This is a genomic window from Stenotrophomonas sp. 1278 (assembly GCF_029892765.1).
In the GTDB taxonomy this organism is placed as follows: domain Bacteria; phylum Pseudomonadota; class Gammaproteobacteria; order Xanthomonadales; family Xanthomonadaceae; genus Stenotrophomonas; species Stenotrophomonas indicatrix.
Genome location: NZ_JARXWD010000004.1, coordinates 76,832 through 102,377 on the forward strand (window position 1 = coordinate 76,832; position 25,546 = coordinate 102,377).

Sequence of the window (25,546 nt, forward strand, 5' to 3'; positions counted from 1 at the left end):
ACCGGGCGGATGAATGGCGGCGGGCAGCCGGGGATGCAGGCCGGGTTGCCGCTGCCGCCCTTGCGTGGGGATACTCGGTACGCGAGTTCCTGTTGCACCGCATCTGTTGGAAGGGAAGCCACAATGAAACAGACTGCATCCTCGCTGGCGGGCCCTGGCCTCGCCTGCCTCACCCTGCTGACGGTGCTGGCCTTGGGCAGTGGTTGCAGCAGCGTCCGCGACGCACGCCTCGCCGAAATCAGGCCGGGCCCACGATGCGACTTCACCGAAGGCGCCACCTTCGACAACCGGCCGTCCTACCTGTCGGCAGGACAGGAAAATGCGCTCATCGGCGCGCTTTCCAGGCTCTTTGGCGTCTACAACAAGGACATCCACCAGGTCACGATCCGCCAGGAGGCGAGCCGGCTGGTGGCCCGCTTCCATGCCGCCGACGGCACCGGCATCGAGGCTGCAGGCAGCGCTTCCAGCAAGAGCTACAGCGCCGAAGGAGAACAGCTGGTCATCAACCGGTGGTCATCGTGCAAACCGGGCGAGGCCGGCGCCGGCTGCGTCTGGTCGCGCGTGGAACTGTCCTGCACGGTGGAAAACGATCTGGTGGTGAAGCAGGTGGACGGAGGCGCGGTCCTGCTGGCCTTGATCATCCCGATGGGCCAGCGCAGGACCCAGTTCGGGGTGTACCGGCGGGTCGACCCTGCAGAATGAATCGACAGAAGGCCCCGGGTCGTTGGGCCCGGAGCCTTCGGCCACAGTGCAGCAGGCTTACAGGCCGCGGTTGCGCACCTGCTCCTGCTGCTGTTCCTGCACGCGTTGGTTGAACTGGACATTCAGTTCCTCGGTCTGGCGGGTGCTGGCCTCGACCGACTGCGACACGGCCTGTCGGCTGTCGACGAAGGTGCGCTGCGCAGCCGGGTCGCCGACATTGCCCTGCACGGCGAACAAGCCGCTGCCATCCGGGCGTGCGACCACATGGTCGATCTGGCGCATGCCGGCGACCTTGCTCTCGTAGGCCAGCTGGCCGGCGGCGCGTTCGGTTTCCTGCGCATTGGCGAACAGCGGGCACAGGCCAGCCTGCACGCGCTGCTGCTGCAGCTCCTGTAGTTTCTCCAGGGCCTGGTTGAAGCGCGGATTCTCGGCATGCGAAGGATCGCGCATGCTGGGCGCTGCCGGTGCGGTCGGTTCGGTGCGTGCCGGGGCGGCGGCGGTCTGTGCGCCGGCCTTCACTGCGGCCGGGTCGTCCAGGCGCGCCAGGGTCTGGCGGCCGGCCTTGCCATCCTGCTCCAGGCCGTTGTTGGCCTGGAACTGCTTGACCGCTGCCAGCGTGTCCTTGCCAAAGATGCCATCGGTGCCCAGCGCCTTGCCGTCGGCGGCGGTGTAACCCAGCGCGGCCAGCTTGCCCTGCAGTGCCTTGACCTCATCGCCACGTTCGCCCTTCACCAGCATGCCGTCGGCCATCGGCGCCTGCTGCGTGGCGCGTGCGGCCTGCGCTGCTTCCGGCCCCTGCGCGAGTACCTTGCCGCCGAGGGTGATGCGGTCGTTGAGCATGTCGCCGAGGTAGCGGCGGAACTGCGCCGGTTCCACTTCGATATGCGCATGCACCGGTTTGCTGCCGGCGTTCGACTGCTGGATCAGCGGGGCGCCATACTCGACGAAGTCACCGTTCTTGTAAGGCGACGTGCCAGCGGCGCCGTGCAGCACCTGGCCTACCAGCTCACGGCGCGGATCGCCGGCCGGGTGGCTGTAGAGGCTGATCGAATTGGTCGCGTCCTTGTTGAACTGCGCGTAGCCGGCCACCGGGTTCGGAATCATCACATCGCGACTGCCCAGGCGATCGGTGAGGATCAGGTCCTTGCGCACCAGCGGAATGTCATTCTTGTCCTCACGTGTGCGGATGTTCTCCATCTCGCCTTCGACCATGCCCGATTGGCGGTCGGCCTTGCGGGCATCGCCGGTGCGCACGGCTTCGGCATTGGTGTTGGGGTGATGGATCTTCAGTTCGCGATAGGCCGTTTCGCCACTGATGCCGTGGGCCAGCGTGCGGTTGCTGGTGACATTGCCGTAGGGCTCGATCACCGTGATGCGGCCGCCACCGGGGGCGGCCGCCAGCGGCGCACCATCCGTAGAGGGCGCCTTCGGCTCGTGGCGTTCTGGCGAGGGTACCGATGGCGGTGCCGGTGTCTGTGCGGGTGGGCGAACCCCGGCGTTCAGTGCAGACAGCGTGTCACGCCCCGCCTTGCCGTCTTCTTCCAGCCCATGCGCCTTCTGGAACTGACGCACCGCGTGGTAGGTATCGCTGCCGAAATCGCCGTCGGGCTTCAGCACCTTGCCATCCACACCGGTATAGCCGGCCTGCGCCAGCTTCTGCTGCAGCGCGAGCACTTCATTGCCGCGTTCGCCCTGCACCAGCACACCGTCGGCCATCGGTGCACGCGCCGGGCGCGCGGCGGACTGACGATGCGCCGGCTCGCCGAACGCCTGTTCGTAGGTCTTGCCCCGGTACGGCTGCGGGTCGTGGTTGATCCTGTCGTAGCGCGCCAGCGCAACCAGCTCGGACTTTTCATTGAGCGTGCGCTCGCGCAGCGAATCCCACTGCTTGGGCGAGCTCTCGAAATGGCGCTGGACGTTGGCGTGCTTGTAATCCTGCACGGCCCTGACAATCTGCTCGTCACTCAGCTCGGACAGCTTGTAATCATCACCATAGGCTTGTTTCAGGCCATTCTGGAATACACCACGGGTCATGTTGCGATACTGCACCGACGTGCTCCACAGCGCGTCCTGCACGGCAGGGCCGCGACCTTGCAGGTCCACGCCGACCTTCTTCAGGCGATCCATCTGCACGTCGTAATACTGGTGCTGGATGAAATCGTGCTGTTCCTGGGCGAAGCCCTTTTCGTCGCGTGCGGCCACCGCTTTCCAGCGCTCGCTGAAGGCTTCCGTCGCAGGCTTCAGGCCGTGGAACTGGTCCGCATAGCGGGACGACTTCAGGTACTCGTCCACCCCGCCAACGGCGCTGGCGAACTGGTAGCTGCCATAGGACACGCCGCCATGGTCACCCTTGCCCGAGGAAATCCAGCCTGGACCACGGTTGTCGGTTTCAAAACGGGCGGAGGTCTGGCCGCGATGCCAGTGTTCCATCGCCTTCCTTGCATCGGTCACTACATCCATGTCGAAGGACTCCTCTCAGTTGGCAATGCGGTGGATTGAGGTCACTTGCTCCGTGCAGCGGCCTGCAGCTGGTCAACGCGGTTGGCCACGCGGTTGATGCGGCACGACTGCGCGTCCAGCCTCTGGCCCTGGCCATCGGTTTTGGGATCCCAGCGGCAATGGCGATTGGTGTCCGACCACCAGGCAGCCTGCGCATCCATCCAGTCATCCTTGGCCTTGCTGTCGGGACTTGCCACGACACCGGCGACGATCTCGGCCAGGCGGTCTTCCTGGTAACTCAACTCCTCGTCGCCACATGCCTGCAGGCGTGCTGTCACCGCTTCGCTGGCGTCCACGCAACGGGTGTACGCAGGACGCAGGTTGGCCTGGGTGTAGGAGGCATCGGGCAGCGGCGCGGGAAAGTCATCGGCATCCGCGTCGGCATCGGCGGCTGTAGTTGCAGGCGTCGCGCTGGCCGGTGTCGATGTGGCTGCCGGTGTTGGCTCATCTGCGCTGGCGGCAGCGGCAACCGTGGCGCTGTCGGCCGAAGGGGCCTGGCAGGCGCCCAGCAACAGGCACAGCACCAGCGCAATTCCGCGTCGGATTTCAAAGGCGGATCGATCAATGCGCGCAGGCGCGCTCAAGGCTTGCATTGCTTGCTTCTCCCTGGTGAGTCGCCGGGTGGGTCGGCAAAGAGGAGCCGTCCATCGGCCCCATCACGGTGAGGATGCTACGCCAGCGCAGAATGCCGATGCCTGACTGAATTCAGGTTTCAGCCGACATCAACGCCGCTCGCGCGCCTGCAGTTCCACCGCGCGGTTGGCGTAGCGGTTGATGAGGCACGACTGCGCGTCCAGCGCCTGGCCCACGCTCTCTGTAGCCGGGCTGCAACGCTTGTCGGTGTCCTCGGCCCAAGTGGCCTGTTCGTCCATCCAGCGGTCCTTGGCCGGACTGTCGGGGCCGTTCATCAGGCGCGCCACTTCGGCCTGCAGCTGCGTCTGGTGGTAGGCCAGCTCGGTATCGCCGCAGGCCTGGATATGGTCGTTCATGCCACGGGCCTGCTGCACACAGCGGATGAATTCCGGGCGAAGCGTTGCCTGGGTGTAGGAGGTATCGGGCGGGCCGCTCTGCGCCATCAATGCGTCGGCACGGTTGGCCACGCGGAACAGGCGGCACTCCTGTGCCTTCTGCAGGTCATCCACACCGGCATTGGTCGGAGCGGCGCAATGACGGTCGGTATCGCTGCGCCAGGTCGCCTGGGTGGCAAGGAACGCCTGCTTCGCAGCAGCGTCGAGCCCGGTCACAGTCTTGCTGGCACCCTCCTGCAGGCGCCCTTCCTGATAGGCCAGTTCATCCTTGCCGCAGGCCTGCAGCTTGCCCGCATCCTCCACGCCATCCACGCACCAGCCATAAGCCGGGCGCAGGCGACCGTCCGTGTAGGACGCATCCGGGTACCGAGAGGAATCACCGGTCACTGCATGGGGGGGCGCTGCCGGCGCTGCCGCGGCGAGCGGAACCGGAGCAGCCGCCGCTTCGGCCGATGCCGGGGCAGAAGGCGCCTGGCACGCGGTGAGCGACAGGCACAGGGCCAGCACCTTCCAGTACCGACGGCCGGAGGCGATCTGTTCATTGCCCCCATGGGCATCCATTACCTGCATTGCTTGCATCTCCCTTGCGTGTGGCCAGCGGGTGCCGGCCGGGAGGGTCCGTCCATCGGCCCCGATCACGGTGCAGATCCTACGACAGCGGCGGTTTCAGATGGCTGACTGAATTCAGCTTGCGCGGACGGCGTCGCAGAAACCTGACGCGACCAACTTTGGAGCGGTGGTGGCCTGCTGCGACCGGCCACCACCGCTCCATCACAGCTCGTTGGGCCGATCAGGCTGCACGATCGGCGCGTGCGTTTCGTAATCGGTCTGCTTCCAACCGCCCCCACCCTCTCCCGCAACCCACTGGAACGTCCAGGTTTCCACGAAGCCACCGGGAAGCTCATTGGTGATGGTGATCTTCTCACCGGCAGCACCCGAGGCCGGAAGCGGAACGGGAGGGGCCACTGCGGCAGAGGCCCAGGCATCGGAGGGGGGCCGGCGCTGCTGCACCGTAATCGTGCCCAGCTCCATCGTCCGCCGATCCGCATCCGGGATGCTGTCCAGCCACCGTGCGATCGCCGCCGCCTCAGCGGTTCCTGCGCGGTGGTGGGACACATGTTCGATAACGATACGGGGCGAGGTCGCAACCGCACTGGGCGATAGCGCCGTCAAGCCAAGACCCAGTGCGGAGTACAGAAGTACCGGAAACACGCGTATTGCGATCATCTCTCGTCCTTTTCCGATCTGTGCCGAATGCACGAAATCACAGTGCATCCGGTGAAGGCAGGCCTCAATCAGAAAACTTGCAGACGAAATCAGCAAGCGGCCATCAGTGCGCGCTGCCTCTGCCCCCCACCTGTTCGATCAGCGTCTGGCTGGCCGCGTTGAGGCCGACAACACTGACTTCGGCACCATGCGCGGCCAGCTTTTCCTGAGCGCGTTGCAGCGCAGCCACGGCAGTCAGATCCCACAGGTGGGCCTCCCGCAGGTCGATCTGTACCTTCGGCGCCACGTGCTGGTAGTCGAACGCCGCACCCAGCTGTCCGGCGGAGGCGAAGAATACCTGGCCGCGCACGCGGTAGACCTGCATGTCCATGTCCGCAACGTCTTCGCGTTGCACGTCGAGCATGCGCCCCACCTTGCGGGCGAAGAACAGGGCAGACAACAGCACGCCGCTGAGCACACCCTTGGCCAGGTCGTGGGTGGCCACGGTGACCACCACGGTCAGCAGCATCACTGCCGACGAGCTGCGCGGATGCGTGCGCAGGTCGCGCAGCGAGCGCCAGCTGAAGGTGCCGATGCTGACCATGATCATCACCGCCACCAGTGCGGCCATCGGGATCTGCCGCACCAGGTCGCTGCCGTACACCACCAGCACCAGCAGCAGCAGGCCGGCCACCAGGCAGGACAGGCGGCCTCGCCCACCGGAGGTCACGTTGATCACCGACTGACCGATCATCGCGCAGCCGGCCATGCCACCGAGGAAACCGGTGACCGTGTTGGCCAGGCCCTGGCCGACGCACTCGCGGTTGCGCTCACTGGGCGTCTCGGTGATGTCCTCGACAATCTGCAGGGTCATCATCGATTCGAGCAGGCCGACCACCGCCAGCGTGGCTGACACCGGCAGCAGGATGCGCAGCGTTTCCCAGGTGAAGGGCACATCGGGGATGAGGAAGTACGGCAGGCTGTCGGGCAGCTGGCCCATGTCGCCCACGCTGCGTACATCGATGCCGAAGCCGATGACCACGGCGGTGAGCACGATGATCGCCACCAGCGGCGAAGGCACTGCGCGGGTGATGCGCGGCAGCAGGTAGATGATCGCCAACGCGGCGGCGCACAGCACATACACGGTGGGGCCGCGGCCGATCAGCTCGGGCATCTGGGCCAGGAAGATCAGGATGGCCAACGCGTTGACGAAGCCGGTGATGACCGAGCGCGAGACGAAGCGCATCAGCGAGCCCAGCTTGAACACGCCGGCCAGCACCTGCAGCAGGCCGGCCAGGATGCTGGCGGCAAACAGGTACTGCAGGCCGTGGTCCTTTACCAGGTCGACCATCACCAGCGCCATCGCGCCGGTGGCGGCAGAGATCATGCCGGGGCGGCCGCCTGCGATCGCAGTGATGACGGCAATGGAGAAAGCAGCGTACAGGCCGACCTTGGGGTCGACGCCGGCGATCAGCGAGAACGCGATGGCTTCGGGAATCAGCGCCAGCGCGACGACGGCACCGGACAGCAGATCACCACGGAGGTTGCCGAGCCATTGCTGGCGCAGGGGATAAGACGTTTGCATGGGAAAACTCCGCGCACACGCGGGCGAGGCCACGTGGCGCTGCAGTGGAAAGACGCGGGTTCCTGAGCCGGTTGGGCCGGCTGCCGAGAGGCGGCAAGGGTCAGGGTGGCGTGATCACTGCAGTGCGTCGTCGGGGGAGCGTGGAAGGGCCGCAGTCTACGGGAACATCCGCCGCCTGGGTAGCGAAGGAGCCCCCCTGAAGGCAGCAGAGCATGGCTCCGCTCTACAATCGAGGCATGACCACTGACCGACCGCACTTCTTCGACCCCGCAACCGAGCAGGGTGTGCTGCGGCTGTCCATCGCCGCCTCGCTGCTGCTGGCCGCCGCCGCCGTGGTGTTCGGCCTGCTGGCCAATTCGTCGCTGATCATCTTCGATGGCATCTACGGCCTGATCGACGTGGTGATGACGTGGCTGTCGCTGCTGGTCGCGCGGCTGATCGCGCTGTCCACCCAGACCGATGCGTTGCAGTCACGCCTCAACCAGCGCTTCACCATGGGCTTCTGGCACCTGGAACCGATCGTGCTGGGAGTGAGCGGTACGCTGATGATCGGCGCAGCGCTGTATGCCTTGGTCAATGCAGTCGATGCACTGATGTCGGGTGGGCGACAGATCGCGCTTGGCCCCGCAATCATCTTCGCGGCACTGTCGATCGTGGCTGAAAGCGCGCTGGCCTGGTTCGTGCTGCGTGCCAACCGGCGCATCGGTTCGGAGTTCATCGCACTGGATGCGAAGAACTGGGTCATCGCCGCGAGCATGTCGGCCTGCTATCTGCTGGCCTTCCTCGGCGGCGTGCTGGTGCGTGGCACCTCGCTGGCGTGGGTCGGGCCGTACATCGATCCGGCCATCCTGGCGTTCGTCTGCGTGCTGGTGATGATCGCGCCGCTGGGCACCGTGCGGCGCGCACTGGCCGGCATCCTGCTGGTCACGCCGCCGGAACTGCAGGCGCATGTGGATGCGGTGGCGCGGGCGATCGTTGCAAAGCACGGCTTCGTCGAACACCGCAGCTACGTGGCCCAGGTCGGCCGTGGCGAACAGATCGAGCTGTTCTTCGTGGTGCGCGAGGACGACCCGCCGCGGCCCCTGCTGGAGTGGGATCACCTGCGCGACGAGATCGGCGATGCGCTGGGCGAATCGTCGCCGGACCGCTGGCTGACCATCATGTTCACCACCGACCGCGAGTGGACAATCTAGGCCAGCAGGACGATCAATCAAGTTTTTCGGACTTGTTCTAGCCCAACACCTGCAGAATCCGGGCAAAGTAGGCTCCAACGCGACACCCACCCACTGAACAGGAGCACCCCGATGTCCATCGAAAAGGTTCTGTACACCGCCCAGGCCACCTCCACCGGCGGCCGTGAAGGCCGTTCCGTGTCCTCCGACAACGTGCTGGACATCCAGCTGTCGACCCCGCGCGAGCTGGGCGGCGCTGGCGGCCCGGGCACCAATCCGGAACAGCTTTTTGCTGCCGGCTATTCGGCCTGCTTCCTGGGCGCACTGAAGTTCGTCGCCGGCCAGGCCAAGGTCGCACTGCCGGCCGACACCACCGTGACCGGCAAGGTCGGCATCGGCCAGATCCCGACCGGTTTCGGCATCGAAGCCGAGCTGACCATCAACGTGCCGGGCGTGCCGCGCGAGCAGGTGGAAGAGCTGGTGCAGAAGGCACACATCGTCTGCCCGTACTCCAACGCGACCCGCGGCAACATCGACGTGACGCTGATCGTTGCCTGATGCGGTGATGCCGGCCAGCGGCCGGCACTACCAAGCGGCTGGGCAAAAAAATGGGCGGATGCCGGTCGAAACCGGGCATCCGCCCATCCCACCTTCGTTGTCCCGCAAGGGGGCATGAGGTTGCCGGCCAGCGGCCAGCACTACCAGGTCACTTTTCGCTCGTGATGAGCTGCACGACGCTGGAGAAATCCAGCTTGCCGCGGCCGGCCTGATGGTTCATCGAGTACAGGTTGCGGGCCACTTCGCCCAGCGGAATCGAGGCGCCGACGCTCATCGCCGCCTCCACCGCCAAGCCCATGTCCTTCAGCATCAGATCGCTGCCGAAGCCGCCGCTGTAACCGCGCGACGCCGGCGCGTTCTCCAGCACGCCCGGCCACGGGTTGCACACTTCGGTGGCCCAGCTGCGGCCGGTGCTGACCGCCATCATCTGCGACAGCACCTTCGGGTCCAGCCCGTGCGCCACGCCCAGGGCGATGGCTTCGCCGGTGACAGCCATGATCACGCCCAGCGCCATGTTGTTGCACAGCTTGGCCACCTGGCCGGCGCCACTGGCGCCCACATGGAAGATGTTCCTGCCCATCGCCTGCAGCACCGGGCGGGCGCGTTCAAGCGCGTCCTCTTCACCACCGACGATGAAGGTCAGCGTGCCGGCCTGCGCGCCGGCAGTGCCACCGGACACCGGCGCATCGATCATCTGCAGGCCACGTGCGGCGGCCGCTTCGGATACCTTGCGCGCGCTGGCCGGGGCAATCGTGCTGCAGTCGATGACCAGCGCACCGGCGGGAATCGCGGCAAGGATGCCGTCATCACCCAGGTACACGCCTTCAACATGGCGGCTGGCCGGCAGCATCGAGATCACCACCTCGGCCTCGGCCAGGGTCTCGCGTGCCGATGCCGCTGCGCTGGCACCCGCGTCGACCGCCGCCTGCACCGCGGCAGGCACCAGATCGAACACACGTACGGTGTGGCCGTTCTTGACCAGATTGGCGGCCATCGGGCCACCCATGTTGCCCAACCCAATGAATGCAACGCGGCTCATGCAAGGCTCCTTTCAGCGACAGGGGTACCCAGGCCGGCCAGCGGATGTGCGACATCGGCCCAGGGAGAAGCGAAGAACGTATCGGCCCATGCGCGGTCGGCATCGGCCAGCGTGGCCGGGTTCCACGAGGGATTGCGGTCCTTGTCGATCAGCAGCGCGCGGATGCCTTCAGCAAAATCACCATGCGCGGCGCAATGCAGGGCGGTGATGTATTCCAGCCGGTACACGCTGGCCAGATCCTGGCCGGCGCTGCGGCGCTGCAGTTCGAAGGCCAACCGTGCCGAACCCGGCGCACCGGCGGCAAGGGTCTTCTGTGCGGCCTGCAGCCACGCGTCATCGGTCTGCAAGGTGCTGATGCGTTCGACGATGGCGGCCAGGTCATCGCCTGCGCACAGCGCATCGACCTGCGTAGCATTGGCCAGCAGCGGGCCGGTAGCCGCATCGCTGGCAAACGACAGCAGCAGCTGTGACAGGCGCTCGTGGTTGCGTGCGGCATCGGTCGACCACGCGACCTGCAGCAGCGCGTCGAACACCGCACTGCGGCGTTCCTCGGCCACATGCACGTCGGCCAGGCCGGCATAGATCGCATCGCCCGGGTTGAGCAGCGCACCGGTCAGGGCAAGGAACAGGCCACCGTTGCCCGGCACGCGCGGCAGCAGCCAGCTGCCACCCACGTCAGGGAACAGGCCCACGGTGATTTCCGGGAAGGCCAGCTTGGAACGCTCGCTGACAACGCGATGGCTGGCGCCGGACATCAGGCCGATGCCGCCGCCCATCACGATGCCGTGGCCCCAGCACAGGATCGGCTTGGCGTAGGTATGGATCAGGTAGTCGACGCGGTACTCGACGTCGAAGAACTCGGCGGCGTAGTCGTTCCCGCGGATATCGTTTTGGCCGGCGTCGCGGTAGGCACGCATGCTCTGGTACAGGCTGTGCAGGTCACCGCCGGCGCAGAACGCCTTCTCACCGGCGCCCTGCAGCACCACCATGGCGATGGCATCGTCGTCGGCCCAGGCGTTCAACTGCTGCAACAACAGGTGCGCCATCGGCAGCGAGAAGCCATTGAGCGTGCGCGGCGCGTTGAGCGTGGCGATGCCGATGCGCGTGCCATTGCTGGCGGTGCGCTCTTCGAACAGCACCGGTGCGTCATCGGCAGCGGTGTCGGTACTCATGCGTTTTTCCACTGCGCGGCGCGCTTTTCAAGGAAGGCACTCACGCCCTCGACCTGGTCGGCGGTGTCGAACAGATCGACGAAGGCCTCGCGCTCGGCCACCAGCGCCGACGCATGGGTGCCGGTGCGGGTGGACTGCACCAGCGTCTTGCAGGCGGCAATGCTGGTCGGGCTCTGCTTGCCGGCCTTCTTCGCCCATTCCAGTGCCAGCGCCTTGGCTTCGCCCTTGCCGACCTTTTCTTCAGCAAGACCAATCCGCACGGCGGTTTCCGCGTTGATGCGCTCGCCGAGCAGGATCATGCGCTTGGCCCAACCCTCGCCGACCAGGCGCGGCAGGTTCTGGGTGCCACCGGCGCACGGCAGCAGGCCGACGGTGGCCTCCGGCAGCGCAACCTGGGCATGGTCTTCGATGATGCGCAGGTCGCAGGCCAGCGCGCACTCCAGGCCGCCGCCCATGGCGTAGCCGTTGATCGCAGCGATCGACACCCCACGGAACGCGGACAGCGCCTCGAAGGCTTCGCCGAAACGGCGTGCCGCTTCGCGTGCGGCAGCCTTGTCGCCGGAAGCGAACTGGTTGAGGTCGGCACCCGCGGAGAAGAACTTCTCGCCATCACCGGTGATCACCAGCGCGTAGATGTCGCGGTCTGCATTGAGTGCGCCCACCAGGTCGCGCAGCGCCGACAGGCTGTGCACGGTCCAGGTATGCGCCGGCGGGTTGTTCAGGGTGACCACGGCGGTGTGGCCATCGGCCTCGACCTTCAGGCCCACGTGCTCCTGGGTACGCCAATCCTTCATCGCAGTTCCTCTTCGGTGTTGAGCAGGTGACGGGCAACGATCACCCGCATGATCTCGTTGGTGCCTTCCAGGATCTGGTGCACGCGGCTGTCGCGCAGCAGGCGTTCGATCGGATATTCACGGATGTAGCCGTAGCCCCCGTGGATCTGCAGGGCTTCGTTGCAGATGGTGAAGCCGGCATCGGTGGCGAAACGCTTGGCCATCGCGCACCACACATTGGCATCGCTGGCACCGGCATCGAGCTTGCGCGCAGCGGTATGCACCATCTGCCGCGCGGCAACCAGTTCGATGGCCATGTCGGCCAGCTTGAACTGCAGCGCCTGGAATTCGGACAACGCCTTGCCGAACTGGCGGCGCTCGCCCATGTAGCGGCGTGCGGCATCCAGCGCGCCCTGCGCAGCACCCAGCGAGCACGCGGCGATGTTGATCCGGCCACCATCGAGCCCCTTCATCGCCAGCTTGAAGCCGCCGCCTTCCTCTCCCAGAAGGTGGCTGACCGGTACGCGGACGTTTTCGAAGGTGATGCCGCGGGTGGGCTGGCTGTTCCAGCCCATCTTCTCTTCCTTGCGGCCATAGCTGATGCCCGGCAGGTCGGCCGGCACCGCGATCGCGCTGACCCCGCCTGCACCGGCACCGCCGGTACGTGCCATCACCACCAGCAGCTCGGTGGCACCGGCGCCGGAAATGAAGGCCTTGGAGCCATTCAACACGTAGAAATCGCCATCGCGCACGGCGGTGGTCTTCAGCGAGGCCGCGTCCGAACCGGCACCCGGCTCGGTCAGGCAGTACGAGGCCAGCTTGCTGCCCGAAGACAGGTCATTGCCCCACGCGTCGCGCAGCGCCGGCTGGCCCCACGTGGACACCATCCACGAGGCCATGTTGTGGATGCTGATATAGGCCGCGGTCGACGGGTCGACGTTGGCGAGCTCCTCGATGACGACGGCGGCGTCCAGTCGGCTCAGGCCGCTGCCGCCCACTTCCGGGTCCATGTACAGACCGCAGAAGCCCAGTTCACCGGCCTTGGCGATCGCCTCGCGCGGAAAGATGCCCTCCGCATCCCATCGCGCGGCGTGCGGTGCCAGTTCGGCCTGTGCGAAGTCACGAGCCGCTTCGCGGTACGCCTGCTGCGCTTCTTCCTGTTCCGTCGTCATCGAGTGGCTCATGGCTGCTCCCTGCGGTTACTTCAGGCTGATCGTGGTGTTGACGCCATGGCTCAGCGTCTCGTCGTCGAACCAGCGCGCGGTGACGGTCTTGGTCTGCGTGTAGAACAGCACCACCTGCTTGCCGTACGGACCCAGGTCGCCCAGCTTGGAGGCGCGCGAACCGGTGAACGAGAACAGCGGCACCGGCACCGGGATCGGCACGTTGATGCCGACCTGGCCGACGTCGATGTCTTCCTGGAACCGGCGTGCTGCGGCGCCGGACTGGGTGAACAGCGCGGTGCCGTTGCCGTTCGGGTTGCTGTTGACCATGGCGATGGCCTCATCCAGCGTTTCCGCTTCGAGGATGACCAGCACCGGCCCGAAGATTTCTTCCTGGTAGATGCGCATGTCGGTGGTGACACCGGCAAAGATGGTCGGGCCAACGAAATTGCCCTTCTCGAACCCGTCGACCTGCGGCTTGCGGCCATCCAGCACCAGCTTGGCGCCCTGCTCCACACCCGACGCGATCAGGCCTTCAACGCGATCACGGGCGCTGCAGGAAATGACCGGGCCGACGTCGGTGCCGGCGACCGTGCCACCGCTGACCTTCAGGGTCTTGGCCTTTTCGACCAGGTCCTGCACCCAACCGCGCGCTTCACCGACCAGCACCAGGGTGGAGGCGGCCATGCAGCGCTGGCCCGCCGCACCGAAGGCCGCGCCGACCATCGCATTGAGGGTCTGCTCCTTGTTGGCGTCCGGCAGCACCACGGCGTGGTTCTTGGCGCCCATCATGCACTGCACGCGCTTGCCGGCCAGCGAAGCGCGGTTGTACACGTGGGTACCGACGCGGGTGGAACCGACGAACGACACCGCCTTGATGTCCGGGTGGTCGCAGATGGCGTTGACCACTTCCTCGCCACCGTGGACCACGTTCAGTACGCCCTTGGGAATGCCCGCTTCCAGCGCCAGTTCGACCAGGCGCATGGTGACCATCGGGTCCTGCTCGGACGGCTTGAGGATGAAGGTGTTGCCGGTGGCAATGGCCATCGGGAACATCCACAGCGGAATCATCGCCGGGAAGTTGAACGGGGTGATGCCTGCGCACACGCCCAGCGGCTGCATGATCGAGTAGGTGTCCACGCCGTTGGCCACGTTGTTGGCCAGTTCGCCCAGCTGCAGGTTGCCGATGGCGGCCGCGTGCTCGACCACTTCCAGGCCGCGGAACACATCGCCTTCGGCGTCCGGCAGGGTCTTGCCCTGTTCGGCGGTGAGGATGTGCGCCAGCTCGCTCATGTTTTCGCGGATCAGCTGCTGGTACTTCAGGAAGATGCGAGCGCGGGTACCGATCGGGGTCTTGCGCCAGGTCTTGAAGGCTTCCTTGGCGGCAGCCACGGCGGCATCGACTTCACCCGTGGTGGCGAACGGCACCTGGGCCAGCACGTCCTGGGTGGCCGGGTTGATCACGTCCTGCCAGTGGGAGGTGGCCGATTCAACGAACTGGCCATCGATCAGCATGCGGATACGGGGCGCTGCAACAGTCATGACGACAATCCACGGGGTGCGAAAGATGCTTGGCATTATTCACAGGCCACGCCTCGATTTCCGGCCTGAATCCGCTTAATCTGGCCAATGCCCGCCACGATTCCTGTTAATCCTGTGAATTATTCAGCCCCCCAGCGCCAGCTCGGCCTGCGTCTGCTGCGCCTGCGCGAGCAGCGCGGCTACAGCCAGGCCGACCTTGCCCGCGCCCTGGGGCTGTCGGCCAGCTACCTGAACCAGATCGAGCGCAACAAGCGCCCGCTGACGCCTGCGGTGCAGAAGAAGCTGGGCGAGGTGTTGGGCGATGTTTCCCCCCTGTTCGACGATGATGAGCCCGCCGCGCTGCAGGAGTCGCTGGGCGAGACCCTGCGCGATCTGGGCTTGGCTGACGTCAGCGCCACCGAACTGCGCGCGCTGGCCGGCAACCTGCCGCAGGTCAGCCGCGCGCTGCTGGACCTGCATCGCCGCCACCTGGCGCTGCGCGAGCATGCCGCCGCGCTGGAGTTCCAGTTGGGCGAGCCGGGCGCGGGCAGCACGTTGCCGGCCGGCGACCAGGTGCGCGAGTTCTTCAACCGCATGCACAACCACATCCCCGAGCTGGACGAACTGGCCGAGCAGCTGTTCGCCGAATGGGGGCTGGCGCCGGGACACGTGGCGCCACGGCTGCGCCAGCTGCTGGCCGACCGCCACGGGGTGCTGGTGGAAGTGGCTGCGCTGCAGGCCGGGCGCGAGAAGCGCCAGTACGATGCCGGCAGCCGTACGCTGTGGCTGCCCGACTACCTGGAGCCGGGCCAGCAGGCGTTCCAGATGGCGGTCGAGCTGGCGCTGCGCGGCTACCTGCCGCAGATCGATGCGGTGATCGCGCGCACCGGCTTCACCGACGAGGCCCGCATCGCACAGGCGCGTATCGGCCTGTCCAACTATTTCGCCGGTGCGCTGGTGATGCCGTACATGCGTTTCCTGCGCGCGGCCGAGGCCAGCGGCTATGACATCGAGCTGCTGGCGCATCAGTTCGGCGTGGGATTCGAGGCGGTCTGCCATCGGTTGAGCACGCTGGCGCGACGCAGTGCGCCCGGCCTGCCGTTCTTCTTCATCCGCGTGGACCGCGCCGGCAACGTGTCCAAGCGCCACTCGGCCACCGATTTCCACTTCTCGCAGGTGGGCGGTTCCTGCCCGTTGTGGATCGTCTATGAGGCGTTCAACCAGCCCGGACGCATCCTCACCCAGACCGCGCGCATGCCCGATGGGCGGCGCCACTTCTGGCTGGCGCGACAGGTCAGCAGCGGGCCGGTGGGCCACGGCCAGCCACGCAAGACCTTCGCGGTGGCACTGGGGTGTGACCTGCAGCATGCCGATCGGCTGGTGTATTCGCTGGGGCTGGACGTGCAGAGCCCGGGCAACTCGGTGTCGATCGGGCCGGGCTGCCGGGTGTGCCCGCGCGAGGACTGCATGCAGCGCGCGTTCGCGCAGTTGCCGGGGCGGTAGGGGTTGGGGGTTCGGCAGGGCTGCGCCCTGCACCTGCTTCAATCCAAGGCAACAGCAAAAGCAACAGCGGGCATTCCGTGGGATGGCGGGGTGGGTCCGGTTGCGGGGGACGCTGCAAGTACGTCCATGTAAGCTCGGTCGCCGCATCCATGCGGCTCACGCCCCCGCAACCGAACCCACCCCGCCTTCGACAGGTTCCCGCGACTGTTGGAACCTGCTGCTGATGGTGGGTGCCGACCGGTTGGTCGGCACCGGGGTCAGGGCCCGTTGCGACGCAACGGGCCCTGACCCCATCCGGATATCCGCTCTGGTAGGTGCCAACCTTGGTTGGCACGCTCTGGCCGTGCGCGAAATGCATCCACGCATGGCGTGGCTTTACTAGTCCCAGAACACGGTCAGCACGCGATGGCCGGCGGAGGGCAGCGGCGCATCGACGTGCTGTCCATACGGCCAGCCCTCGCCTACGCCATCGCATTCCAGCCCCTGCAGCCACTCTTCAACGGTCGCCGCATCGGCGCTGGTCAGCAGGTGCACGTTCTCGGCCGCTGGCCATTCGCTGTCATCCAGTGCGCTGCCCCAGTCCTGGTGCAAGCCCACGTACACACCTTCCACCTCCGGGCGCGCGGCAATGGCGGCGAAGCGGGCGTACAGTTCGGCGATCGGCGGACGGCCATAGCCCCACTGGTTCGGTGCGATGCTCTCTTCCTGGTCGTTGCCTTCGAAGTACGCCGCCAGCGGCACCACCGGGAAGTGGTCCGCGTCACGGGCATCGAGGCGTTCAAGCAGGTCCAGCAGTTCCTGGCGGGCGGACATCGGGCATTCCTTGCATGCATGAAGAGCCGGACATTCTAGGGCGCCCGCCGCCGCCTGCATTAAACCTTCCGCAGGTTCGTTGCATCCCAGTCCAACCCCATCACCGGAGACGACCATGTACGTGCTGCGCCCCTGCCTGGCCCTGCTGCTTGCTGCTGTCGCGACACCGGCGTGGGCGACCTTCTCCATTGTTGCCTGCAACGAGGCCGGCGACTGCGGCGTGGCGGTGGCCACGCACAACCTCGCTGTCGGAGGAGTGGGCGTGCCGTGGGCGCAGGCGAAGGTCGGCGCGGTCGCCAGCCAGTTCGAAACCAACCCGACCTATGGGTCGAAGGGTCTGGAACTACTGGCTACGGGTCGCTCGCCCGCGCAGGTGCTGAAGCAACTGCTGGATGAGGACGGCGATTTCGATGGCACCAGCATCGCCGAGCGCCAGATTGGCCTGGTCAGCGCGCGCGGTGGCAACGCGCAGTACACAGGCGCGATCGCGCAGCGGGCCGATTGGGCCGGTGCCGTTGGCGAGGGCAAGGTGAGCGTGCAAGGCAACGGACTGGTTGGGCCGGACGTGCTGGCGGCGATGCAACGCGCGTTTACGACCACCCACGGTGCGCTTGCCGCGCGCCTGTTGGCAGCGCTGGAAGCGGGACAAGCGGCGGGTGGACAACGCAGCGGGCAATGGTCGGCGGCATTGCTGGTGCGCACGCCTGGCGGCGACTGGCAGGACACCGACCTGCGCGTGGATGCCGACCCGCGTGCCGTGGCGCGCCTGCGCGAGCTGTACGACATGCGGCTTTCGAATGAAGCGATCATCCGCGCCGAACAGCAGTGGGAAAAGGGCGACGTGGCCGGCGCACGTGCGTCGCTGGCCACCTCGCTGGCGCTGGCGCATGGCTGGGACCGGACGTGGGCACGCGCGGCGCGGCTGGCGATGTCGCAGGGTGAAACCGCATTGGCCCGCGAATACCTGGCGGGATTGCGCGCGCTCAACCCGGGATGGGTGAAGCAGGAATTGGCCTTGCCGTTGTATGCGCCATTGCGCGGCGATGCAGTGGTCGAGGCGTGGCGATAGCCAACGGTAGCGCCGGGCCATGCCCGGCGAGCGCAGCGGCGCACCGCGATCAATAGATCGGCGTCACCTTCATCTGTGGCAACGGCCGTGGCGAGCCGTCGGTGAGGTCGGGGCCAAGGTCTTCCCAGCTGCGGCCCTGTTCCACCATCAGCCCCCACAGCTGCTGCGACGCCAGCCGCTTGTCTTCCGAACCCAGCTTGTACGACGGCGGTGGCGGTGTGCCGGTGGCCACCATCGCATAGGCCGCGCGATAGGCCAGCACCTGCTGCGCCGGATCGTCGGTGCGCGATATTTCCAGCGTGTAGCGCTGGTAAGCCGAGGCCAGGTTGCGCCAACGGATCCAGTAATGGTTCTCGAACGAGAACGAACAGAAGCGTGCACCGGCGAGGCTGCCCTTGTCGGCGATGCGGGTCAGCACCTCCTGTGGCATGTCCAGGTTCATGCCACCCTCGTCGCCCTGCAGGCTCACATGCACGATGCGGTCGCGATACCCCGGCGCACGCGCCTGCAGCAGGTCGCGCCAGTTCTGCATGGTGGCCACCACCGCGAACAGGAAGCGGCCCAGCTCACCGGCCGCCAGCGGCGTGGCGATGGACTGGTAATGTCGCTGCCATCCATGCCGGTTTTCGGTGGGAAGGAACACCGCGCGTTCCAGCGCCTGGCGGTTGTCGCTCTCGCGCACCACCGGCTCGGGGCGTTGCGGATAGACCAGGTTGATGGCGAAGGTCGGCCAGCGCGGCAGTGCGGCATCGAACAGGTGGATCGGGAAGTTGCTGCTGATGCCGCCATCGGAGAACCAGCACACCCGGAACGCGGTGATCACCGGACCACAGGCCTGGCCCGCGCTGGTCAGCCCTTCCATGCTGTCGGCCACGTTGTGCCCGGCCTCTCCTGCAGCCGTCGACGTCGGCTCGCAGCGACGTTCGCGACGCGAAGGCTCATGCAGTGGCACCGCGCTGATCAGCAGCGGGAAGCTGAGGCTCATGCGCGTGGCCACCAGTACCGGCAGCGACGCACCCTGCGGCAGGTGGTAGTAGCTGTGGCCTTCAACCTCGCGCGGTGGTCCGGCGCGGTCGACCATCCACTGCACCACACTGGCCGGGAACAGCTGCTCGAACTCCTCGCGCAGGAACCAGAACTGCGCCCCGCCCAACGGCAGCGTGCGCGGTTCGTTGTGCGATACGCAGGTGGTGATCATCTGCAGGGAGATCGCATGCGGGCTGTCCGGTTCGCCTGAATAGCGCGGCGCGTCGTGCAGATCGGCGAAGGTCAGCGGTGCATCCATCGGCTTGCCCGACAGCTGCTGCAGGCTTTCATGCAGCCATTCGGTCAGCGCCGGCTTGCCTGCATCCCGGCTAAGCCCGCTGCACAGGCCCAGCAGGTTGCGCCGCGCCACCCGGGCCACGCGCAGCGCAGCGGCGGCCACGCCTGCGCCGTAGGCACACAGCAGCGACGGCAGCAGGGTCGCCGCCACGCCGCTCCAGCCACCGCCCCACCAGCCCAGGCCGAGCAGCAGTGCCAACGACACCAGCACTTCCAGCGGCGCGATCTGGAACACCGCGATGGCCAGGCACAGCAGCTTGCGTGGCCAGCCGGCGTTGCCGGTCAGCACCACCAGCAGCCGATACGCAGCGCGCGCGCCGGCGGCGGGCTGGAACAGGCTGTAGATGAATCCACGCCGCGACAACTGTGCCGACACCGCCGACAGGCCGCCGTACCCGGCGTCACCGGGCAGGGTTTCGCCGGCCTGCTGGCGCCGGTCGCCGTATGCCGCAGCGGCCGCCACGGCAGCGGCGATCGCACCGGCCGAGGTGCCACCGATGCTCTTGAAACGGTATTCGCGGGCCAGCGCGAGCACCGCGTTGGGATACACGATGCCGCTGGTGATGCCGCCTTTCATGACCAGATCGCAGTACTTCGCCGCCACGAGCCACCTCCCGTCTGTCGGTGCCCAGTATGGCAAGAGGCACTCTCACAGCCTGAGAAACGCGCCACAGCCCTGCGTTTTCATCGGCCCTTGACCATTGCCGCCAACGCGTCCACCGTGGGCACGCCGAAGGTATCCCTGCCGTGGCTTCGATGGCGGCAGGGATTTAAACGGGAATCCGGTGAAGGCGCCTTGCGCGCCCATTCCGGAGCTGCCCCGCAGCGGTGAATGGAAACGAATCCTGCCAACAGCACTGGGCTCGCGCCTGGGAAGCGGCAGGTAGTAGGTGGGCCAGCCGGCCCGTGTCCATCAGCCCGAATACCGGCCCCGGCCGGGGGACACGACCGTCCCCCTGACTCGACCTGGAATCTCCGCGGGGAGGTTGCCGGGGCCGTCGTCGTCCTGCGCGTGCAGGCGATGTGGCCGCGCGCGTCCTGTTCACGGTTTCCGTCCAGACCCGCTGCCCACGCCCAGATGCACCCGACGATGACCGAGCTCCAACGCCCCACCCTGACCCTTCCCGACAACGGCCAGCGCCTGTTGCTGCACTCGTGCTGTGCGCCATGCTCGGGCGAAGTGATGGAGGCGATCACCGCCTCCGGGATCGACTACGCGATCTTCTTCTACAACCCCAACATCCATCCGGTGAAGGAATACGAACTGCGCAAGCAGGAGAACATCCGCTTCGCCGAACAGCACGGCATCCCCTTCATCGACTGCGACTACGACACCGACAACTGGTTCAGCCGTGCGCGTGGCATGGAGAACGAACCCGAGCGTGGCATCCGCTGCACCATGTGCTTCGACATGCGCTTCGAGCGCACCGCGCTGTACGCGCACGAGCACGGCTACGACACCATCAGCTCCTCGCTGGGCATCTCGCGCTGGAAGAACATGGCGCAGATCAACGACTGTGGTGTGCGCGCCGCCTCGCGCTACGAGGGCCTGCAGTACTGGGACTACAACTGGCGCAAGGGCGGCGGTGCCAGCCGCATGATCGAGATCAGCAAGCGCGAGCAGTTCTACCAGCAGGAGTACTGTGGCTGCGTCTACTCGCTGCGCGATGCCAACCGCCATCGTCGCGAGAACGGCCGCGAGCGCATCAGGATCGGCCTGCTGTATTACGGGCAGGACAACGACACCGCCAGCGGCGATTGACGTGCGCGCGAGGGGCGGCCACGCTGGCCGCCCATCTTCCGTTGTGCTGGACCTGCCATGACCGCCCTGCCCGCTGATGTCGCCCTGCTGGTGATCGACCTGCAGCCGGACTTCATGCCCGGTGGCGCCCTCGCCTGCGAACAGGGCGATGCGCTGGTGGCACCGATCAACGCGCTGCTGGCCGAGCGCCGCTACCGCACCGTGGTGGCCACCCAGGACTGGCACCCGACCAACCACGCCTCGTTCGCCAGCCAGCACCCGGGCCATCTGCCTTTTGAAGCCATCCTGCTGCATGCACAGCCGCAGACCCTGTGGCCGGACCACTGCGTGCAGGGCAGCACCGGCGCCGCCCTGCACCCCGGCGTGGACTGGACCGTGGCCGACCTGATCCTGCGCAAGGGCAGCCGCCAGCAGGTGGATTCCTACAGTGCCTTCCGCGAGAACCACGGCCCCGACGGCACGCGCCCGGCCACCGGGCTGGCCGGCTGGCTGCACGAACGCGGCATCCGCGAGGTGCACGTGTGCGGGCTGGCCCGCGACTACTGCGTGCTGTGGAGCGCGCAGGACGCGGTGAAGTCGGGTTTCCGGGTGAAATTCCTGTGGGAGCTGACCCGGCCGGTGACCGAGGCCAATGACGGCATGGTGCGCGAAGCCCTGGCGAAGGCGAGGATCGCGATCCTGTAGGCAGCGTGTCGCCTCTGCCGCTTGTGCGCCTGATTCGCCCCCTGCAGAATCGAGCCCATCCAGCCCTCCAAGTACGCCCCCCAACAGATCGCGGGACGGCCGAACCGAGGGCTTTTTCATTGGACGAAGCCAGGAGGGCAACGGTATGCCGACGGCAGTTCTCATTGATGGCGGCTATTTCATCAAACGCTTTCGCCGCATCGAGCCCCACAACGCCTACAACGCTCAACGCGCCGCCGAGGTCGCTCACCGATGGGCCATCGCCCATCTGAAGCATGCAAGTGGCGAGCGACGCGATCTCTATCGCATCTTCTTCTACGATTGCCCGCCGCTGCGCAAGAAGATGCACAACCCGATTTCGGGGCTGTGCATCGACTACTCGCGATCCGACGAAGCACTGTTCAGATCCAGCCTGCACGAGGCGCTGAAGCAGAAGCGGAAGGTCGCCCTGCGTCTTGGCCACCTCACCGACTTCAGTTCGTGGACGACCGGATCGCGAACCTTCGACGACCTGCTCAAGGGCAAGCGGACCTTCGGCGATCTTCAAGCCGATGAGCTGCAACCGGATGTGCGACAGAAAGGCGTGGACATGCGCATCGGCATCGACATTTCCTCACTCGCCCTCAAGCGCCAGGTCCGCCAGATCATCCTGATGGCCGGCGATGCCGACTTCGTGCCCGCCGCGAAGCTCGCCCGGCGTGAAGGGGTCGATTTTGTATTGGATCCGATGTGGTCATCCATTCCCAAAGGGCTGATGGAACATATCGATGGCGTGCGTTCCACCTGTCCCAGGCCAGTCCAGCAGCAGCGGGCGCATCGTGGGCAATTGCCGGGCTCCATCCCGGGCACTGCCCGCGTTACCTGAACACCACCGTGCGGTGCCCGTTGAGCAGGATGCGGTGCTCCACATGCCGGCGTACCGCCCGCGCCAACACCTGCGATTCGGTATCGCTGCCCAGCCGTACCAGCTCGCGCGGGGTCATCGCGTGGTCCACGCGGGCCACGTCCTGTTCGATGATCGGGCCTTCGTCCAGGTCTTCGGTGACGTAGTGCGCGGTGGCGCCGATGATCTTGACCCCGCGCGTGTGCGCCTGGTGGTACGGCTGCGCGCCCTTGAAGCTGGGCAGGAAGCTGTGGTGGATGTTGATCGCCCTGCCCGCCAGCGCACGGCACAACGTGGGCGAGAGAATCTGCATGTAGCGCGCCAGCACCACCAGGTCGATGCGCTCGCGCTCGACCAGATCGATGATCTGCTGTTCCTGCGCCGCGCGCGTGTCGGCGTTCACCGGCAGGTGGTGGAACGGCACCTGGTAGGACGCTGCCAGTGCTGCGAAGTCGGCATGGTTGGAGGCCACCGCAGCGATGTCCACCTTCAACTGGCCGCTGTGGGCACGGAACAGCAGGTCGTTCAGGCAATGGCCCTGCTTGCTGACCAGCACCAGCAGGCGCGGCCGGCGGCGGCCATCATGCAGCTGCCAGTCCATGCCGAAGTCTGCGGCCAGTGCGGCCATCGCGGCGTGCACGGTGTCCAGCGGCAGGCCCGCATCGCGGTCGAAGTGCACGCGCAGGAAGAAGCGACCGCTCTCCTCATCGCCGAACTGCTGGGCGTCGAGGATGTTGCAGCCGTGGTCGAACAACAGGCCCGACACGCGGTAGACGATGCCGGTACGGTCGGGACAGGAGAGAGTGAGGATGGAATCGGGGCGCATCACCGGAGTGTAGGGCAGCGCCGCTGCGCGGTGAACGATGGTCACCGATGCAACCGACTGCTTGGGACAGACCCAAGCGATACTTGGCCTTCCGCATGGCAAGCTGGTCGGTCATGAACCTGTTGCAGCTCATCCGCAGCTTCACCCGCACCGCAGAGACCGGCAGCATTGCCGCTGCGGCGCGCACCCTTGGCATCAGCGCCACCGCCGTGGGCCAGAACATCAACCGGCTGGAAGCCCACCTGGGCGTCCGCCTGCTGAACCGCAGTACGCGCCAGCTGGCGCTGAGCGAGGCCGGCACGGTGTATCTGGCGCAGGTGCGGCATATCGAAGCCGACCTGGCGCGCGCGCAGGCGATGGTGACCGCCGGCGACGTGGAGCCGGCCGGGCCCCTGCGCATCGCCAGCAGCAGCGCGTTCGGCCGGCACGTGCTGGCACCGCTGCTGCCCTCATTGCAGCAGCGCTACCCGCAGCTGCAGCTGGAGCTGCGCCTGACCGATCGCGCCGTGCAGCACGGTGCCGAGGCGGTGGATGCCAGCATCCGCATCGGCGCGCAGCTGGAGGACGGGCTGGTGGCACGCCCTCTGGCACGCATCCCGTTCGTGTTCTGCGCCTCGCCGGCGTACCTGCAGGCGCACGGCACGCCGTTGCAACCGGCGCAGCTGGCCGCCCATCGCGGCCTGCTGCATCGCTTTCCCACCGATGGCAGGCCACTGCGCTGGGGCCTGCTGAAGAACGGCGAGCGGGTGGATGCCGCGCTGCCGCCGAGCATGGTCTGCGATGACATCGACGCGCTGGCCGAGCTGGCCGCCGCCGGTGCCGGCATCACCCGGCTGGCGGCGTTCGTGGCCGAGCCCTACCTGCGCGATGGTCGCCTGCAATGCGTGTTCGGTTGCGGCACCGACTGGCAGCCGGAACCGATGGACGTCTACTTCTGCGTGAGCGACCGCCGCGATTTCACCGCCAAGATCCGCGCGCTGTTCGAGCACCTGCAGGCCGGCCTGCCGCCGGCCTGGCAGGTGTAGTGCTCAGCGCGGGCTGAACACGCCGCGTGCGTCGCGCGGTTCGCAACGCAGGTACTGCGGTGCCGGCACCACGCTGTCGCCCAGTGCAGCAGCGGCGTGCCACGGCCAGCGCGGGTCGTACAGGATGCCGCGGGCCAGTGCGATGGCGTCGGCCTGGTTGTGGCGCAGGATCGATTCGGCCTGCTCCGGCTCGGTGATCATGCCCACCGCGATCACCGGCATGCGCACCTTCTTGGCCTTGATCGCCGCCGCGAACGGCACCTGGTAGCCCGGGCCGACACTGATCTTCTGGCGCTCGTGCAGGCCGCCGCTGGACACATGCAGGAAATTGCAGCCGCGCGCGTCCAGCACCTGTGCCAGCGCCTCGCTCTGCACGATGTCCCAACCCCCCTCGACCCAGTCGCTGGCGGAGATGCGCACGCCTACGGCGACCTTGTCCGACACTGCGGCACGCACCGCGTCGAACACTTCCACCAGCATCCGCAGGCGGTTCGGCAGCGAGCCACCGTAGCCATCGGTGCGGCGGTTGCTCAGCGGCGACAGGAACTGATGCAGCAGATAACCGTGCGCGGCGTGGATCTCGATCAGCTCGAAGCCCAGGCGCTCGGCGCGCACCGCACTGGCGGCGAAAGCGGCAACGACTTCGGCGATACCGGCCTCGTCCAGTTCCTGCGGTGCCGGATCGGCAGCATGGAACGGCAGCGGCGAGGGGGCCACGGTCGCCCAGCCGCGTGCATCATCGGCCGGCAGCTGGCCACCGCCGTCCCAGGGACGATTCACCGACGCCTTGCGGCCCGCATGGCCCAGCTGCACGCCCAGCGGCATCGGCGACCAGCGGCGCACGCTGGCCAGCACCTGCGCCAGGGCCGCTTCGGTGCCGTCATCCCACAGGCCCAGATCGGCCCAGCTGATGCGGCCGCGCGCTTCGACCGCGGTGGCCTCCAGGATCAGCAGGCCCGCGCCGGACTGCGCCAGGTTGCCCAGATGCATGGCGTGCCAGTCGCTGGCGCGGCCGTCTTCGGCGGAGTACTGGCACATCGGCGCGACGACGATGCGGTTGGACAGGGTCAGGGGGCCGAAGGAAATCGGCGAAAACAGCTGGCTCACGGCAGTGGGGGGTGTACCAAAGGGGGTGCGTATTGCACCGCTGTGCGGCCGATAGATCAACCGTGTGGGTGGATCGCTGTTTCGTGGGGGCGCGTTGTGGGTAGCGCCGGGCCACGCCCGGCGAGCGCACAGC

At 66.9% G+C, this 25,546-nt stretch carries 23 protein-coding genes and 1 riboswitch; of the genes, 9 read left to right on the forward strand and 14 right to left on the reverse strand.

The genetic code is table 11. The annotated features are described in order from the left end of the window. The first annotated feature begins 123 nt into the window (after nt 1–123). Complete coding sequence (locus M2299_RS05710; RefSeq protein ID WP_280884032.1) at nt 124–702, forward strand: hypothetical protein; 579 nt, start codon at nt 124–126, stop codon at nt 700–702. Nucleotides 703–759: 57 nt separating this feature from the next. On the opposite strand, the gene M2299_RS05715 is transcribed toward M2299_RS05710, so the two are convergent. The 5 genes from M2299_RS05715 to M2299_RS05735 form a co-directional block, all read right to left on the reverse strand. Then, the gene (locus M2299_RS05715; protein WP_280884033.1) at nt 760–3,162 is read right to left on the reverse strand and encodes a peptidoglycan-binding domain-containing protein; all 2,403 of its coding nucleotides are present in this window, start codon (nt 3,160–3,162) and stop codon (nt 760–762) included. Nucleotides 3,163–3,203: 41 nt separating this feature from the next. After that, a complete protein-coding gene (locus M2299_RS05720; protein ID WP_099844663.1) occupies nt 3,204–3,794 on the reverse strand; it encodes a lysozyme inhibitor LprI family protein in 591 nt (196 codons plus the stop codon). 129 nt (nt 3,795–3,923) lie between these two features. Next, nucleotides 3,924–4,790, reverse strand: coding sequence for a lysozyme inhibitor LprI family protein (locus M2299_RS05725; RefSeq protein ID WP_157804438.1), 867 nt, complete (start codon nt 4,788–4,790; stop codon nt 3,924–3,926). 210 nt (nt 4,791–5,000) lie between these two features. Beyond that, a complete protein-coding gene (locus M2299_RS05730; protein WP_238379130.1) occupies nt 5,001–5,552 on the reverse strand; it encodes a hypothetical protein in 552 nt (183 codons plus the stop codon). A gap of 7 nt (nt 5,553–5,559) precedes the next feature. Continuing rightward, the gene (locus M2299_RS05735; RefSeq protein WP_280884034.1) at nt 5,560–7,020 is read right to left on the reverse strand and encodes a SulP family inorganic anion transporter; all 1,461 of its coding nucleotides are present in this window, start codon (nt 7,018–7,020) and stop codon (nt 5,560–5,562) included. 212 nt (nt 7,021–7,232) lie between these two features. Between M2299_RS05735 and M2299_RS05740 the strand changes: the two genes are divergently transcribed. Then, nucleotides 7,233–8,213 (forward strand): cation transporter, encoded by a 981-nt coding sequence (locus M2299_RS05740; protein ID WP_100437122.1) that lies wholly within the window; start codon nt 7,233–7,235, stop codon nt 8,211–8,213. Between the two features lie 111 nt (nt 8,214–8,324). Next, the gene (locus M2299_RS05745) at nt 8,325–8,750 is read left to right on the forward strand and encodes an organic hydroperoxide resistance protein (RefSeq protein WP_004153735.1); all 426 of its coding nucleotides are present in this window, start codon (nt 8,325–8,327) and stop codon (nt 8,748–8,750) included. Nucleotides 8,751–8,898: 148 nt separating this feature from the next. Here M2299_RS05745 and mmsB read toward each other — a convergent pair whose 3' ends face one another. The 5 genes from mmsB to M2299_RS05770 are packed head-to-tail and all read right to left on the reverse strand — an operon-like array spanning nt 8,899 to nt 14,439. Beyond that, nucleotides 8,899–9,789, reverse strand: a complete 891-nt coding sequence (mmsB, locus tag M2299_RS05750) for a 3-hydroxyisobutyrate dehydrogenase (protein WP_099844659.1) — start codon at nt 9,787–9,789, stop codon at nt 8,899–8,901. After that, complete coding sequence (locus tag M2299_RS05755; protein ID WP_280884035.1) at nt 9,786–10,961, reverse strand: enoyl-CoA hydratase/isomerase family protein; 1,176 nt, start codon at nt 10,959–10,961, stop codon at nt 9,786–9,788. The genes mmsB and M2299_RS05755 overlap by 4 nt, the downstream gene beginning before the upstream one ends. After that, the gene (locus M2299_RS05760; protein WP_059064019.1) at nt 10,958–11,755 is read right to left on the reverse strand and encodes an enoyl-CoA hydratase; all 798 of its coding nucleotides are present in this window, start codon (nt 11,753–11,755) and stop codon (nt 10,958–10,960) included. The genes M2299_RS05755 and M2299_RS05760 overlap by 4 nt, the downstream gene beginning before the upstream one ends. After that, on the reverse strand, nt 11,752–12,918 hold the full coding sequence (locus M2299_RS05765) for an acyl-CoA dehydrogenase family protein (protein ID WP_223483425.1): 1,167 nt from the start codon (nt 12,916–12,918) through the stop codon (nt 11,752–11,754). The genes M2299_RS05760 and M2299_RS05765 overlap by 4 nt, the downstream gene beginning before the upstream one ends. A 15-nt stretch (nt 12,919–12,933) precedes the next feature. Continuing rightward, on the reverse strand, nt 12,934–14,439 hold the full coding sequence (locus M2299_RS05770; protein ID WP_025875748.1) for a CoA-acylating methylmalonate-semialdehyde dehydrogenase: 1,506 nt from the start codon (nt 14,437–14,439) through the stop codon (nt 12,934–12,936). An 87-nt stretch (nt 14,440–14,526) separates the two neighbouring features. On the opposite strand from M2299_RS05770, the gene M2299_RS05775 reads away from it, so the two are divergent. Then, nucleotides 14,527–15,921 carry a short-chain fatty acyl-CoA regulator family protein gene (locus tag M2299_RS05775; protein ID WP_223497487.1) on the forward strand — a complete coding sequence of 465 codons (1,395 nt, stop codon included), beginning with the start codon at nt 14,527–14,529 and terminating at the stop codon, nt 15,919–15,921. Between the two features lie 378 nt (nt 15,922–16,299). Here M2299_RS05775 and M2299_RS05780 read toward each other — a convergent pair whose 3' ends face one another. Beyond that, entirely contained in the window at nt 16,300–16,734 is a 435-nt protein-coding gene (locus M2299_RS05780) for a hypothetical protein (RefSeq protein ID WP_280884036.1), read from the reverse strand. A gap of 115 nt (nt 16,735–16,849) precedes the next feature. Here M2299_RS05780 and M2299_RS05785 point away from each other — a divergent pair, with 115 nt between their 5' ends. Then, a complete protein-coding gene (locus M2299_RS05785) occupies nt 16,850–17,803 on the forward strand; it encodes a DUF1028 domain-containing protein (protein WP_099786245.1) in 954 nt (317 codons plus the stop codon). Between the two features lie 49 nt (nt 17,804–17,852). On the opposite strand, the gene M2299_RS05790 is transcribed toward M2299_RS05785, so the two are convergent. Continuing rightward, nucleotides 17,853–19,730 (reverse strand): patatin-like phospholipase family protein, encoded by a 1,878-nt coding sequence (locus M2299_RS05790; protein ID WP_280884037.1) that lies wholly within the window; start codon nt 19,728–19,730, stop codon nt 17,853–17,855. 127 nt (nt 19,731–19,857) lie between these two features. After that, nucleotides 19,858–20,075, forward strand: a riboswitch (cobalamin riboswitch). Between the two features lie 141 nt (nt 20,076–20,216). On the opposite strand from M2299_RS05790, the gene M2299_RS05795 reads away from it, so the two are divergent. The 3 genes from M2299_RS05795 (at nt 20,217) to M2299_RS05805 (ending at nt 22,437) form a co-directional block, all read left to right on the forward strand. Continuing rightward, a complete protein-coding gene (locus M2299_RS05795; protein WP_025875757.1) occupies nt 20,217–20,888 on the forward strand; it encodes an epoxyqueuosine reductase QueH in 672 nt (223 codons plus the stop codon). Nucleotides 20,889–20,945: 57 nt separating this feature from the next. Beyond that, the gene (gene pncA / locus M2299_RS05800; RefSeq protein WP_280884038.1) at nt 20,946–21,572 is read left to right on the forward strand and encodes a bifunctional nicotinamidase/pyrazinamidase; all 627 of its coding nucleotides are present in this window, start codon (nt 20,946–20,948) and stop codon (nt 21,570–21,572) included. 145 nt (nt 21,573–21,717) lie between these two features. Continuing rightward, nucleotides 21,718–22,437: an NYN domain-containing protein gene (locus tag M2299_RS05805; RefSeq protein WP_280884039.1), complete on the forward strand. Its 720-nt coding sequence runs from the start codon at nt 21,718–21,720 to the stop codon at nt 22,435–22,437. Here the strand turns inward: M2299_RS05805 and purU are convergent. Beyond that, the gene (gene purU / locus M2299_RS05810; protein ID WP_280884087.1) at nt 22,430–23,281 is read right to left on the reverse strand and encodes a formyltetrahydrofolate deformylase; all 852 of its coding nucleotides are present in this window, start codon (nt 23,279–23,281) and stop codon (nt 22,430–22,432) included. The genes M2299_RS05805 and purU overlap by 8 nt on opposite strands. A 113-nt stretch (nt 23,282–23,394) precedes the next feature. Between purU and M2299_RS05815 the strand changes: the two genes are divergently transcribed. Beyond that, entirely contained in the window at nt 23,395–24,306 is a 912-nt protein-coding gene (locus tag M2299_RS05815; protein ID WP_059064056.1) for a LysR family transcriptional regulator, read from the forward strand. Between the two features lie 3 nt (nt 24,307–24,309). Here M2299_RS05815 and M2299_RS05820 read toward each other — a convergent pair whose 3' ends face one another. After that, nucleotides 24,310–25,413, reverse strand: a complete 1,104-nt coding sequence (locus M2299_RS05820; RefSeq protein ID WP_105163262.1) for an NADH:flavin oxidoreductase/NADH oxidase — start codon at nt 25,411–25,413, stop codon at nt 24,310–24,312. Between the last annotated feature and the right edge of the window lie 133 nt (nt 25,414–25,546).